Annotated in this window: 14 protein-coding genes; 5 read left to right on the forward strand and 9 right to left on the reverse strand. The window is 64.8% G+C overall.

Annotated features, from left to right (window positions below; translation table 11 throughout):
* Positions 1-50: 50 nt before the first annotated feature.
* Complete coding sequence (gene mfd / locus GJ672_RS04535; protein WP_154296096.1) at positions 51-3,524, forward strand: transcription-repair coupling factor; 3,474 nt, start codon at positions 51-53, stop codon at positions 3,522-3,524.
* Positions 3,525-3,549: 25 nt separating this feature from the next.
* Entirely contained in the window at positions 3,550-4,188 is a 639-nt protein-coding gene (locus GJ672_RS04540) for a CsiV family protein (RefSeq protein ID WP_195759561.1), read from the forward strand.
* On the opposite strand, the gene GJ672_RS04545 is transcribed toward GJ672_RS04540, so the two are convergent.
* The 4 genes from GJ672_RS04545 to GJ672_RS04560 are packed head-to-tail and all read right to left on the reverse strand — an operon-like array spanning position 4,154 to position 7,029.
* The gene (locus GJ672_RS04545; protein ID WP_154296098.1) at positions 4,154-4,912 is read right to left on the reverse strand and encodes an S-methyl-5'-thioinosine phosphorylase; all 759 of its coding nucleotides are present in this window, start codon (positions 4,910-4,912) and stop codon (positions 4,154-4,156) included. The two genes, GJ672_RS04540 and GJ672_RS04545, sit on opposite strands and share 35 nt — an antisense overlap.
* A gap of 1 nt (position 4,913) precedes the next feature.
* On the reverse strand, positions 4,914-5,489 hold the full coding sequence (locus GJ672_RS04550; protein ID WP_154296099.1) for a hypoxanthine-guanine phosphoribosyltransferase: 576 nt from the start codon (positions 5,487-5,489) through the stop codon (positions 4,914-4,916).
* A 44-nt stretch (positions 5,490-5,533) separates the two neighbouring features.
* A complete protein-coding gene (nagZ, locus tag GJ672_RS04555) occupies positions 5,534-6,547 on the reverse strand; it encodes a beta-N-acetylhexosaminidase (protein ID WP_154296100.1) in 1,014 nt (337 codons plus the stop codon).
* Positions 6,544-7,029: a L,D-transpeptidase gene (locus tag GJ672_RS04560; RefSeq protein ID WP_154297025.1), complete on the reverse strand. Its 486-nt coding sequence runs from the start codon at positions 7,027-7,029 to the stop codon at positions 6,544-6,546. The genes nagZ and GJ672_RS04560 overlap by 4 nt, the downstream gene beginning before the upstream one ends.
* A gap of 90 nt (positions 7,030-7,119) precedes the next feature.
* On the opposite strand from GJ672_RS04560, the gene gpmA reads away from it, so the two are divergent.
* Positions 7,120-7,818, forward strand: coding sequence for a 2,3-diphosphoglycerate-dependent phosphoglycerate mutase (gene gpmA / locus GJ672_RS04565; protein ID WP_154296101.1), 699 nt, complete (start codon positions 7,120-7,122; stop codon positions 7,816-7,818).
* Positions 7,815-8,288 carry a cyclic pyranopterin monophosphate synthase MoaC gene (moaC, locus tag GJ672_RS04570; RefSeq protein ID WP_154296102.1) on the forward strand — a complete coding sequence of 158 codons (474 nt, stop codon included), beginning with the start codon at positions 7,815-7,817 and terminating at the stop codon, positions 8,286-8,288. Before gpmA ends, moaC begins: the two co-directional genes overlap by 4 nt.
* Here moaC and GJ672_RS04575 read toward each other — a convergent pair.
* From GJ672_RS04575 to GJ672_RS04585, 3 genes are all read right to left on the reverse strand, one after another.
* The gene (locus GJ672_RS04575) at positions 8,285-8,617 is read right to left on the reverse strand and encodes a 4a-hydroxytetrahydrobiopterin dehydratase (RefSeq protein WP_154296103.1); all 333 of its coding nucleotides are present in this window, start codon (positions 8,615-8,617) and stop codon (positions 8,285-8,287) included. The two genes, moaC and GJ672_RS04575, sit on opposite strands and share 4 nt — an antisense overlap.
* Before the next feature lie 87 nt (positions 8,618-8,704).
* The gene (mazG, locus tag GJ672_RS04580; RefSeq protein ID WP_154296104.1) at positions 8,705-9,517 is read right to left on the reverse strand and encodes a nucleoside triphosphate pyrophosphohydrolase; all 813 of its coding nucleotides are present in this window, start codon (positions 9,515-9,517) and stop codon (positions 8,705-8,707) included.
* Positions 9,514-10,206 carry a glutathione binding-like protein gene (locus GJ672_RS04585; protein WP_154296105.1) on the reverse strand — a complete coding sequence of 231 codons (693 nt, stop codon included), beginning with the start codon at positions 10,204-10,206 and terminating at the stop codon, positions 9,514-9,516. The genes mazG and GJ672_RS04585 overlap by 4 nt, the downstream gene beginning before the upstream one ends.
* Before the next feature lie 28 nt (positions 10,207-10,234).
* On the opposite strand from GJ672_RS04585, the gene ispG reads away from it, so the two are divergent.
* Positions 10,235-11,476: a flavodoxin-dependent (E)-4-hydroxy-3-methylbut-2-enyl-diphosphate synthase gene (gene ispG / locus GJ672_RS04590; protein ID WP_154297026.1), complete on the forward strand. Its 1,242-nt coding sequence runs from the start codon at positions 10,235-10,237 to the stop codon at positions 11,474-11,476.
* Positions 11,477-11,503: 27 nt separating this feature from the next.
* Here ispG and fdxA read toward each other — a convergent pair whose 3' ends face one another.
* Together fdxA and GJ672_RS04600 are read right to left on the reverse strand one after the other, a co-directional pair.
* Complete coding sequence (gene fdxA / locus GJ672_RS04595) at positions 11,504-11,827, reverse strand: ferredoxin FdxA (RefSeq protein ID WP_154296106.1); 324 nt, start codon at positions 11,825-11,827, stop codon at positions 11,504-11,506.
* Positions 11,824-12,309: an Rrf2 family transcriptional regulator gene (locus GJ672_RS04600; protein ID WP_154296107.1), complete on the reverse strand. Its 486-nt coding sequence runs from the start codon at positions 12,307-12,309 to the stop codon at positions 11,824-11,826. The genes fdxA and GJ672_RS04600 overlap by 4 nt, the downstream gene beginning before the upstream one ends.
* Between the last annotated feature and the right edge of the window lie 2 nt (positions 12,310-12,311).

A 12,311-nucleotide genomic window follows, 5' to 3' on the forward strand; every position in this document is an offset into this window, starting at 1 on the left:
GCCATGCCATTGGTTAGACTCTGCGACCCATTCCGCGATCCAGAAAAAACATGTCTGTTGCTGATTCTCCGCTCCTGTCGCCCGAGCCACCCAGCCGTCCGGGCGATCGCCAGGAGTGGTTCGGGCTGGCCGGCGACTCGCCGGCCCTCGCAATTGCCGAGGCCGAGGTGCGCCATCCGGGTGTGCTGCTCGTCGTGACCGCGGGAAGCGCCGAGGCGCAGCAACTACGCCGCGGGCTGAAGTTCTTTGCGCCGAATGTCGCCGTCGAGGTGATGCCCGACTGGGAGATCCTTCCCTACGATGTGTTCTCGCCCCACCAGGACATCGTCTCGGAGCGGTTGCGAGCGTTACACCGGCTGCCCCGCCTGCAGAGCGGGATCGTCATCGTGCCGGTCGCCACCCTGGTACAGCGCATCGCGCCGCCGGCGTTTCTCGAGTCGACAGTGGTTCGGCTGGCCGCCGGCGACAGCCTGTTCCTGGATGACATGCGTCGCCAGCTCGAGGCAGCGGGTTATCGCTGCGTCTCCGAGGTGCTGGAGCACGGGGAGTTCGCCGTGCGGGGGTCGATTCTCGATCTCTTCCCCATGGGCGCCAGTGCTCCTTATCGCGTGGACCTTTTTGATACCGAGATCGACTCCATTCGGCGCTTTGACCCGGAGACCCAGCGCAGCGAGGAACGGCTGGACGCCATCGAAATCCTGCCGGCCCACGAATTCCCGTCGGATCCCGAGGGGATCGCCCGCTTCCGCCGTCAGTATCGGGCGCGATTCGAAGGCGACCCCATGGAGAGCACCGTGTACCGCTCGGTCAGTGATGGCCACATTCCCGGCGGCGTCGAGGCTTATTTGCCGCTTTTCTTCGAAGCGACCGCCAGCCTGTTCGATCATCTCCCGGGTGACGCCCTGGTGGTGCGGCACGGCGATGCGGATGGGCGGCTTGAGGAGGAGTGGCGCGCTATCGGTGAGCGTTACGAACAACGCCGACACGACCGGGAACGTCCCCTGCTCGCCCCCGCCGAACTCTATCTGGCCCCGGACGACATTCGTCAGGCCATGAACCGCCACCCGCTGGTGGATATTCCGGCGGATTACCGTCAGGAGGCTAGCCGTGCCCGGGATCGCCTGTTGCCGGCGGGACCGCTGCCCCCGGTGGCGCCGGCACGAGGCGATGACACCCCGCTGGAGACCCTCAAGGGCTTCCTGGCGGAAGCTGAGGGCCCGGTGCTCTTCACCGCCGAGACCGCCGGTCGCCGGGAGGCGCTCCGGGAGCGACTGGCTGCTGCGGGCATTCAGCCATCGGCCGTGGAAAGCTGGCCCGCCTGGCGGCAATCCGCACCGGCCGTGGGGCTCGCCGTCGCCCCGCTGGATCATGGCTTCCGCTGTCTGGAGAGCGGCGCCGCGGTGATTCCCGAGGCGGAGCTGTTCGTGCAGCGGGCGGAGCAACGCCGACGTAGGCATTCCGCACCCCAGCGGGATCCGGAAGCGGTGATTCGTGACCTGACCGACCTGCGGGCGGGTTCGCCGGTGGTCCACGAGCAGCACGGCGTGGGTCGCTATCAGGGCCTGCAGATGCTGACCATCGACGGGGTGGCCACGGAATTTCTCACCCTGGAATATGCCGACGGTGACAAGCTCTACGTGCCAGTGGCCAGCCTGCATCTGGTGAGTCGCTACACGGGGGCTGACGCGGATACCGCACCGCTGCACCGGCTCGGCAGCGGCCAATGGGAAAAGGCCCGGCGCCGGGCCGCCCAGAAAGCCCGCGACGTGGCCGCCGAACTGCTGGATATCTATGCCCGTCGGGAAGCCCAGGGCGGCACGGCTCACACCATTCCCGACGAAGAATATGACCGGTTCGCGGCCCAGTTCCCCTTCGAGGAGACCCCGGATCAGGAGACCGCCATTCATGCGGTGCTCCAGGATCTGAAACAGCCGCGACCGATGGACCGGGTGGTCTGCGGTGATGTGGGATTCGGCAAAACCGAGGTCGCCATGCGGGCGGCGTTCGCCGGGGTGCAGTCCGGCCGACAGGTGGCGGTACTGGTGCCCACCACCCTGCTCTGCCAGCAGCATTATCAGAACTTCAGTGACCGCTTCGCCGACTGGCCGGTGCGCATCGCCCAGCTTTCCCGTTTTCAGTCCAGCGCGGAACAGGCGCAGGTGCTGCAGGATGCCGAGAATGGACGCGTGGACATCGTCATCGGCACCCACAAGCTGCTTCAGAAGTCCGTGCATTTCCGCAACCTCGGCCTCCTCGTCATCGACGAAGAGCACCGGTTCGGGGTTCGGCAGAAAGAGGCGCTCAAACGGCTGCGGGCCAATGTCGATGTCCTCACCCTGACCGCGACCCCCATTCCCCGCACATTGAACATGTCGCTTGCCGGTCTGCGGGATCTTTCGATTATCGCCACGCCGCCGGCGCGCCGGCTGGCGGTCAAGACCTTCGTGAGCGAGTGGAACGAGGGCATGGTTCGGGAAGCGTGTCTGCGCGAGCTCCATCGTGGCGGGCAGGTGTACTTTCTGCACAACGATGTCGATAGCATCCAGCGAGTCGCCGAGGAGCTGGCCGATCTGATTCCCGAAGCGCGCATCCGCACCGCCCACGGGCAGATGCCGGAGCGGGAACTGGAGCGGGTGATGCTGGATTTCTATCACCAGCGGGACAATATCCTCGTCTGCACCACGATCGTCGAGAGCGGGATCGATGTGCCCACCGCCAATACCATCGTCATCAACCGAGCTGACCGACTGGGTCTGGCCCAGCTCCACCAGCTGCGCGGTCGGGTGGGACGCTCCCACCATCGAGCCTACGCGTATCTGCTCGCCCCACCGCGGCGCAGTCAGACGGCAGATGCGGCCAAGCGACTGGAGGCCATTGCCTCCCTGGAGGACCTGGGCATCGGGTTTGCGCTCGCCAGTCACGACCTCGAGATTCGGGGGGCCGGTGAGCTACTGGGTGAAGGCCAGAGCGGCCAGATTCACGAGGTGGGATTCAGCCTGTACAACGATCTGCTGGACCGGGCGGTCAAAGCGCTCAAATCCGGCAAGGAGCCGGCGCTGGACCAGCCGCTGGCCGACATGACGGAGGTGGATCTGCATGTCCCGGCCCTGCTGCCGGAGGACTACCTGCCGGATGTCCACACCCGGCTGGTGATGTACAAACGGATCGCCAACGCACCCGATGAGGGGGCGTTGCGGGATCTGCAGGTGGAAATGATCGACCGGTTCGGGCTCCTTCCGGAACCGGCTCAAAACCTCATGGCCGTCTCCCGCCTGCGGCAGCGGGCCCAGGCACTCGGCATCGATCGGGTCGAGGTGGGTCCGGGTGGCGGCATTCTGCAGTTCTCTTCTCAGGCCCAGGTGGACCCGGCCGCTCTGGTGCGAATGGTTCAGGAGGAATCCTCGGTGTATCGTCTGGAGGGGCAGGAGCGGCTTCGATTCAGTCGGGAGACTGAGACGGCCGAACAACGGGTGGCGGCCGTTGAGCGCATCCTGGATCGAATCACCCTCAAAGAGGCTGCGTGATGAACGGACCCGGGGAGCATTGCCCGTGAACAAGTGGTGGTTGGTGTTGGGCCTCATCTGGCTGCTCGCCTCAGTGACGGGGACTGCCGGCGCCGATGAGCCCCTCACCGCTGATGACCCGCCGCCGAGCTATCGCGTCGAAGTCATTGTTTTTACGCAACCTCCGATTCAGGGAGCGTATCAGGAGGCCCCCCGGGTTGACGCGGTGGACCGTCTGGCCCGGTTCGCCTGGCCGCTGCGGGATCCCGGCGATGAAGGACTGGGGTATCAGCGACTTCCGGGTAGCGAGCTGCAGCTGGCCTCGGCGGCCCAACGCCTCGAGATGCGGGAAGGCTTCAGGGTGCATTGGCATGCCGCCTGGGAACAGCCGGGCCGGGAGCGGGAATTGAGCCAGGCGGTGGCTGTGCCGGCCAACCCCGATGAGGTTTCGCCCGAGGGCATGATCCGCGTGTATCTCAGCCGTTTTCTGCACGCGGAAATCGATCTGCGGATGGACCCGGATGATGACACCCTGGAGCGCTTTGATCTCGTGGATGACGCTCGAGACTCAGCGCGGTGGATGCTCAGGGAAAGCCGTCGGATGCGGAGTGCGGAGACCCATTACATCGATCATCCGGCACTGGGCGTGATCATTCGGGTGGAGCCGGTGACGCCTGCGCCGTGATGGCCTGCAGGAGTCTGCCGACCCGGGCCATGCCGGTCTCCAGATTGCGGCGTATCTGCACCATGGACAGCGCCTCTCCGTCATCCAGACCGGCGGCTCGATTAGCCACCACCGCACAGGCGGCGTAAGGCAGCTCAAGTTCCCGCGCCAGCGCCGCCTCGGGCATGCCGGTCATGCCCACCATCTGACACCCATCCCCAGCCAGACGCCGGATCTCTGCCGCGGTTTCAAGCCGGGGTCCCTGGGTGGCGGCGTAGCAGCCATTTCTGCGGGCATCCACCCCGGCCTGTTCGGCGGCCTGGCAGAGCTGTTGGCGCACCTCGGCGCTGTAGGGCTCGGTAAAGTCGATGTGGTTCACGGGTTGGCCGGCATCGTCGCAGAAGCTGCTGATCCGCCCCCAGGTGTAATCAATCAGCTGATCGGGAAAGGCGAGCCGGCCCGGAGCCAGATCCTCGGCGATGCCGCCTACGGCGGCGACGGCAATGATCCGGTCGGCGCCGGCTTTGTGCAGAGCCCACAGGTTGGCCCGGTAGTTGATCCGATGGGGGGGCACGCTGTGATCGGTGCCATGGCGGGCGAGAAACAGCGTCGGGTGGCCGTTCAGCAGGCCCTGGCTGAGGGCGACGGGTTGATCGGTGTAGGGGGTCGGGATCCGTTGTTCGGCAACGTCCTGCAGGCCATCCAGCCCATACAGCCCGGTTCCGCCAATCACCGCCAGGGTCATGTCAGTCCTCGTCGTCGGGGTGCGCCGCGTAAATCTCGTTCAGATTGCGCAGGTAGCCCTTGTAATCCATGCCCACGCCAAACACGTAGCGCTCCGGGACCTGCAGTCCGGCGAAACTGGCCTCCAGCCCGGGCACCCGGCCGGGGTTGGGCTTGTCTGCCAGTACCGCGGTATGCACCGAAGCGGCGCCCTCTTCCTCGCAGGCCGCCAGAAGACCGCGGAAGGTGTGCCCCTCATCGAGGATGTCATCCACCAGCACCACGTGGCGATTCCGCAGTGGGGTCTGCGGGCGCGCCAGCCAGATGAGTTCTCGGCCGGTGGTGGTCTTGTGGTAGCGCGTTGCGTGGATGTAATCCACTTCCAGCGGGAAATCCAGGCGCCCCAGCAGCCGCCCAAGAGGCACGATCCCGCCGGTCATCACCCCCAGCAGCAATGGCCGAGTGCCGGCGAGCGCATCGGTGAGGCCCAGAGCCAGGCGATCCAGCGCCTGTTCAACCGCAGTGGCATCGTGGAGGCATTCCGCCCGCGCCATGATGCCGGCCAGTTCCTCTGCGGTGAGCTCTACGCCCTGTGTCATCGCCGTCTCCAGATGCTAGCTGACAGCGCAGTATAGCGGCGGCTTCAGAGTCCAGCCAGAAGGGTCCGTGCGGCCTGATAAGCTGGTTGGGCCTGAAGATCCTCGATGTCCGGCGCTTGTCCCCTTGCGTGCAGTCTTGCCCGACGCAGGGCGCCCTCGGCGGGGGTCGACGGCTGGCGGCCCAGCACGGCGTCGGCGCCGCGTCCGGCGTTGCCCAGTACCGCCATGTCGCATCCGGCCTGCAGCGCGGCTTCCACCCGCTGTGGCAGCGCGCCGGCTGACTCCGCTGCGGCCATCCCCAGGTCATCAGTGAACACTGCCCCCTGAAAGCCGAGCTCGCGGCGCAGGTATTGAATCCAGCGCGTCGAGAATCCCGCCGGTTGCGAATCCAGGGAGGGATAAATCACATGAGACATCATGATCGCGGCCAACCCGTTGTCCATCAGCCGGCGAAAGGGCAGCAGATCGGCATGGATCAGATCGGCGACCGCCCGGCCATCAATGGCGGCCTCGTGATGGGAGTCCGGCGCTGTACCGCCATGTCCGGGGAAATGCTTGCCGACGCAAATCATGCCGGCCTGTCGCGCGCCCCGTTGCCACGCCAGAGCCATTCGAGCGATGACCTCGGGGTCTCCACCAAAAGCCCGCTCACCGATGACACGACTGAGGCCCCGGTCTACATCAAGTACCGGGGCGAAGCTGAAATCGATGCCGTGGGCCCGCAGCTCGGCAGCCATGAGCCAGCCGGCCGATTCCGCGGCTTTGAGCCCCAAAGCCGGGGCCTCCCGGTGCGCGCCGACCAGCTGGCGGGCCGACGGCAATGGAGTGAATCCCTCCCGAAAGCGCTGCACCGGGCCACCCTCCTGATCCACGGCAATCAGCAGCGGGGGCCGTCGCAGTCCCTTGATTTCCGCGGTCAGTGCCTGCAGCTGCCGGGAGGTTTGGTAATTTCTCGAAAACAGGAGGACGCCACCGACTTCAGGGCGTTGAAGCCGCTCCTGCTCCTCGCCAAGGAGCGTGAGCCCCTCGATTCCCAGCATCAGCGGCCCCAGTGTCATGCCTCGGCCTCGATCAGAACGGGCATGCCGGCAAAACAATGGCCGAAGAGTGTGATCACGTCCGGGTTGCGCATCCGGATGCATCCCGCGGAGACCGGGCGGCCGATGTTGGTCTCATCCGCCGTGCCGTGGATGTAGATGAACCGGCGCAGTGTATCCACCGTTCCGCCCCGATTATGGCCGGACTCGGTGCCGGTGAGCCAGAGAATCCGGCTGAGGATCCAGTCCCGGCCTGGCCAGGCCGCGGCCAGCGAGGCATCGTAAATCTCGCCGGTGGGCCGGCGGCCACGGAAAACGCTGCCCGCGGGAAGCCCATCGCCGATGCGCAGGCGAATGCGGTGCCAGCCCCGGGGTGTCTGACCCGTGCCGTTCCGTTCCCCGGCGCCTGCCAGCCCGGTGGACACCGGCCAGGACGCGCTGGCCCGTTTACCATGATGCAGCGTCAGGGTCTGATAAGGGATGGAAACATGCAGCCAGTCCATGGTGGGCGGTTGGCCTTCGCTGATGGGCTCATGGCGCAATGGTACCCTACGCAACCTGATTGAACTGCCAATAAGAGGACGATCCGACCCATGAAACGCCTCATTCTGCTGCGCCATGGCCAGAGCACCTGGAACCTTGAGAACCGCTTTACCGGCTGGCACGACGTTGACCTGAGCGATGAGGGCCGCGCCGAGGCCACCCAGGCCGGCGAGTTGATGCAGTCGGCGGGACTGACCCCCGAAGTGGTTTACACCTCGGTGCTGATTCGGGCCATTCGCACGGCGTTCATGAGCCTGGATGTGCTGGGCCGGATCTGGATCCCCATGCTCAAGGACTGGCGTCTGAACGAGCGGCACTACGGTGGATTGACCGGGTTGAACAAATCGGAAACCGCCGATGAGTATGGGGAAGACCAGGTACACATCTGGCGACGCAGCTTCGCCACTCCCCCGCCGGCGCTGACGGACGATGACCCTCGTCATCCACGGCATGACCCCCGTTATGCCAATCTCGATCCAGCGGTGCTGCCGGCAACGGAATCGCTGAAGGATACGCTGACCCGGGTCATGCCCTTCTACCAATCCGACATCGTCCCGGCGCTGCAGCAGCATGACTGTGTGCTCATCGCCGCCCATGGCAACAGCCTTCGCGCCCTGGTCAAGCACCTGGAGGGGCTCTCCGACGACGCCATCACCGGGGTGGAAATCGCCACCGGCGACCCGCTGGTCTACGAACTGGACGATCAGCTGGCGGTGCGGGACAAGCGCTCCCTTCGGGACTCCGCATGAGCCGCCTGACCCACCTCAATGCGGAGGGCGAAGCGCACATGGTCGATGTGGGTGACAAGCCGGACACCCACCGGGTGGCGGTGGCCGAAGGGCGCCTTTGCATGGAACCCGCCACACTGGAAGCGCTCCGCGCCGGCAATGTGGGTAAAGGCGATGCGCTGGGTGTTGCAAGGGTTGCCGGCATCATGGGAGCGAAGCGCACGGCAGACCTGGTGCCGCTCTGCCATCCATTGCCGCTGACCCGGGTGGAGGTCTCGCTGACTCCAACGGAAGAGCCGGCGGGCGTTCACTGCGAGGTCACCGCGGAAACGCGGGGTCCCACGGGCGTGGAAATGGAAGCGCTGACCGCCGTGCAGGTTGCCCTGCTGACCCTCTATGACATGTGCAAGGCGCTGGATCGGGGAATGGAGATTGAAGCGGTGCGGCTCACCCACAAGCGTGGTGGCCGCACCGGCGAGTGGAACCGTTAGCTACCCACCGCCTCGTTGACCTTGGCGGCGTAGATGAAGTCATTTTCGTGGAGTCCGCCGATGGCGTGGGTGTAGATCTCCACTTCGCAGAACCCATAGCCGAATCGGATCTGCGGGTGATGATCTTCCTGCTCAGCGACATCCCCCGCCTTGTTGGCGATGGACTGGGCTTCGGCGAAGTCGCTGGTGTCAAACCGACGGGTGAGACGGGTTGAATCATCGCTCAGCACCCAGCCGGGGACGTCGAGCTGGTAGCGCTCGGCCTCTTCCCGGGTCATGGGGTCAATGCCGCCCTGGCACGGGGTGCATTTCTTTTCGGTCAAACTCATGTGACCTCCTTCTAATGTGGACTGGGTTGGTACGCTTTCAACAGCACAACATGTTGCGCCGGCTCTGGCAATGCCCAGTATTCGTGGTCAGGCTTGGCTATCCCGCACCTTCGCTGACTGATAGGCCGCTTCCAGGCGGTCAAAGTTCACCGACTCGGGCGTCTCATCCGTCTCCTTTAAAACCGCTTCCAGACCGCGGAAGCGGCGCTCGAACTTGGCGTTGCCGGCACGGAGCGCCTGTTCCGGGTCCACGTCCAGCTTGCGAGCCAAGTTGACGCAGGCCAGCAACAGGTCGCCCACTTCTTCGGCAACATGGGCCTGATCCCTGGGCTGGTGATCCATGGCCTCTTCCAGTTCGGCCAGTTCTTCACGGATCTTGCCCACCACCTGACTGGACTCCGGCCAGTCGAACCCCACCCGGGCGGCTTTCGACTGGAGCTTTCGGCTCCGGGTCAGCGCCGGCAGGTTGAGCGGCACGTTGTCCAGCACGCTGGGCGGCCAATCAGCCGGGGCTGCGGGTTCGCGGGCGGCCCGCTCCTCGGCCTTGATGGCTTCCCAGCGATGTCGCTGTTCCGCCTCGGTGCGGGGGGCTTCATCGGCAAAGACGTGGGGATGGCGGCGGATCAGCTTATCCCGGATGCCCGCAGCGACTCCGTCAAAGTCAAAGCGCCCGTCTTCCTCGGCGATCCGTGCCAGAAAAACCACCTGCAGCAGCAGGTCGCCCAGTTCGTCCCGGATGTCATCACTCTCACCCCGCTCGATGGCGTCGGCCAGTTCATAGGCTTCTTCCAGGGTGTGCGGAATGATGGTGGCGTAGGTCTGCCGGACATCCCAGGGGCAACCCGTCTCCGGGTCTCTCAGCCGGGCCATGACCGTCAGCAGCTCGTGGATGGCACTCATCGTTTCTGATACTGGGTGCGGCCGAACAGCTGCTCACGGGCTTCATCATCCAGCGCCGCCGGACGCGCATCGGCCAGGACTTCAAGCCCGCGGGCTACCGCAGGGCGCGCGGAAATTGTTTCATACCAGCGCTTTAGATTGGGATAGTCATCCAGATTCTGCCCCTGGTTTTCATGGGGCCGAATCCACGGATAAGCGGCAATGTCGGCAATGGTGTAGGCGTCGGCGGCCAGCCACTCACGCTTGGCCAGTCGACGATCCATCACCCCGTAGAGCCTTGCTGCTTCATTGGTATATCTGTCCACGGCGTAGTCGATCTGCTCGGGGGCATACTGACGGAAGTGATGGGCCTGGCCGAGCATGGGCCCCAGCCCACCCATCTGAAACATGAGCCACTCCAGGGTCTCGAAACGGCCGCGAATGTCCCGCGGCATCAGCTCGCCGGCCTTTTCGGTCAGGTAGAGCAGGATCGCCCCGGATTCGAAGATCGAGATGGGCTGATGGCCCGGTCCCTCGCTGTCGATGATGGCCGGAATCTTGTTGTTGGGGCTGATGGTCAGGAATTCTTCGCTGAACTGATCACCCTGACCGATGTTGATCGGGTGAGCCGTGTAAGGCAGACCCAGTTCTTCGAGGGCGATGTGGACCTTGTGTCCGTTGGGTGTCGGCCAGCTATAGACGTCGATCATGGCGTCGTCATCCTTTATCATCGATGCGATGGAACAGATTCCCGGATATCAGAGACGCGTTAGTGTGCCGGTGAAAGTCGGTCACGTCACGGTGGGCGGTGACGCTCCCATCGTGGTCCAGTCCATGACCAACACTGACACGGTGGATGAAATACGAACCGCCGTTCAGGTGGCGGACCTGGCCCGAGCCGGATCCGAGCTGGTGCGGATCACGGTCAATAACGAAGACGCCGCGCGGGCGGTGCCGGGCATCCGTCAACGCCTGGACGACATGGGGATCGAAGTGCCGCTGGTGGGGGATTTCCACTTCAACGGCCACAAGCTGCTGCGCGCCGTGCCCGAGTGTGGACGTGCGCTGGGCAAACTGCGGATCAACCCCGGCAATGTGGGCAAGGGCAGTCGCCGCGACCCGCAGTTCGCCGAGGTGGTGGAAATTGCCCGGGATCTCGATCGCCCTATTCGGATCGGCGTCAATTGGGGCAGCCTCGATCAGGATCTGCTGTCGCGGCTGATGGATGAAAACGCCCGCCGCCCCGATCCCGCGCCGCCGGAGGCGGTGATGCAGGACGCGGTCATCACATCCTCGCTACAAAGCGCGGAGCGCGCCGAGGCGCTGGGGCTGCGACATGACCAGATCATCATCTCCTGCAAAATGAGCCGGGTTCAGGATCTGATCAGTGTCTACAGTGATCTGGCAAAGCGTTGTGACTTTCCGCTTCATCTCGGGCTCACCGAGGCCGGCATGGGGTCCAAGGGGATCGTTGCCTCGACAGCGGCCCTGTCCGTGCTACTGCAGCAGGGGATCGGCGACACCATCCGGATCTCTCTGACGCCGGAGCCCGGCGGGGATCGAACCCAGGAAGTAATCGTCGCCCAGGAGATTCTTCAGACCATGGGCATCCGTTCGTTTACGCCGCTGGTGGCGGCGTGCCCGGGATGCGGTCGAACCACCAGCACGTTTTTCCAGGAGCTGGCGGATGAAATCCAGTCTCACGTGCGTGAGCGCATGCCCGAATGGAGTCGCCGTTATCCCGGCGTGGAGTCCATGAGTCTGGCGGTCATGGGCTGTGTGGTGAATGGTCCCGGGGAGAGCCGCCAGGCGGACATCGGCATCAGTCTGCCGGGCACCGGCGAAAAGCCCGTCGCCCCGGTGTATGTCGACGGAGAGAAGACCGTGACGCTCAAGGGAGAGCGCATTGCCGACGAGTTCAAGGAAATCGTCGAGCAGTACGTGGAACGACGCTACGGCAGCGGCGCCCCCGCCGGTTAAATCGGGAAGGCCCGGAGGACGCGCGGCCTATTCCTGGAGTTCGGCTTGCTTGTCCTGAACGTCTGCCCAGCGGTCGGCATCCGGCGGCGGTGCCTCCCGTCGGTTAATGACGGGCCATTGCTGCGCCAGCCGGGCATTGATCTCCAGATAGTGCTCCTGTCCGGAAGGAACCTCGTCATCCGGATAGATGGCATCCACCGGGCATTCCGGGACACAGACGGCGCAGTCGATGCATTCCACCGGGTCAATCACCAGGAAGTTGGGGCCGCCGTGGAAACAATCCACCGGGCACACCTCGACGCAGTCGGTGTAGCGGCAACGGATGCAGGGCTCGGTCACCACATAGGTCATGAGCGGGGCTGCTCCGCAGGGGAATGGCGGCGGGTGGCCAGGGTGCCACAGACGTCACAGCGCCATTGACGCCCCGAGTACTGACGCAGAATGGCGTCCCGGATCTGGGGGCGGCTGACGAAGTCAGCCAGGGTGATCTGACTGAGAAATCCGTCAATCCGCCGCCGGAGCTCCGCCCAGAGGGCGGCATCCAGCGCCGAGGCGGGGGCATTGCGGCGCCCTTCCCCATCCAGCAGCAGAATCACTTCACCAATGGAAATGACGTCGGGCTCCCGCCCGAGCCGGTAACCGCCGCCCGGACCGGGTGTTCCCACCACCAGGCCTTCACGCCGCAGTCGCCAGAAGATCTGATCAATGTAGGACATGGAAATCCCCTGGCACACCGAGACTTCAGACAGCGGCACCGCGCCGGCATCCCGATGCATCGCCAGATGCATAAGGGCGCTGACTGCGTAACGGCTTTTGGCGGATAACCGGATCATGC

The organism is Spiribacter sp. 2438, assembly GCF_009676705.1.
Taxonomy (GTDB): Bacteria; Pseudomonadota; Gammaproteobacteria; order Nitrococcales; family Nitrococcaceae; genus Spiribacter.

Bases quoted from the DNA above. Each gene is read 5' to 3' on its own strand.
- moaC (WP_154296102.1), top strand. From the start codon at position 7,815: ATGAGCCGCCTGACCCACCTCAATGCGGAGGGCGAAGCGCACATGGTC.
- GJ672_RS04550 (WP_154296099.1), bottom strand. From the start codon at position 5,489: ATGACACAGGGCGTAGAGCTCACCGCAGAGGAACTGGCCGGCATCATG.
- GJ672_RS04575 (WP_154296103.1), bottom strand. From the start codon at position 8,617: ATGAGTTTGACCGAAAAGAAATGCACCCCGTGCCAGGGCGGCATTGAC.
- ispG (WP_154297026.1), top strand. From the start codon at position 10,235: ATGGAACAGATTCCCGGATATCAGAGACGCGTTAGTGTGCCGGTGAAA.
- fdxA (WP_154296106.1), bottom strand. From the start codon at position 11,827: ATGACCTATGTGGTGACCGAGCCCTGCATCCGTTGCCGCTACACCGAC.
- GJ672_RS04545 (WP_154296098.1), bottom strand. From the start codon at position 4,912: ATGACCCTGGCGGTGATTGGCGGAACCGGGCTGTATGGGCTGGATGGC.
- gpmA (WP_154296101.1), top strand. From the start codon at position 7,120: ATGAAACGCCTCATTCTGCTGCGCCATGGCCAGAGCACCTGGAACCTT.
- nagZ (WP_154296100.1), bottom strand. From the start codon at position 6,547: ATGACACTGGGGCCGCTGATGCTGGGAATCGAGGGGCTCACGCTCCTT.
- GJ672_RS04585 (WP_154296105.1), bottom strand. From the start codon at position 10,206: ATGATCGACGTCTATAGCTGGCCGACACCCAACGGACACAAGGTCCAC.
- GJ672_RS04560 (WP_154297025.1), bottom strand. From the start codon at position 7,029: ATGGACTGGCTGCATGTTTCCATCCCTTATCAGACCCTGACGCTGCAT.
- mfd (WP_154296096.1), top strand. From the start codon at position 51: ATGTCTGTTGCTGATTCTCCGCTCCTGTCGCCCGAGCCACCCAGCCGT.
- GJ672_RS04600 (WP_154296107.1), bottom strand. From the start codon at position 12,309: ATGATCCGGTTATCCGCCAAAAGCCGTTACGCAGTCAGCGCCCTTATG.
- mazG (WP_154296104.1), bottom strand. From the start codon at position 9,517: ATGAGTGCCATCCACGAGCTGCTGACGGTCATGGCCCGGCTGAGAGAC.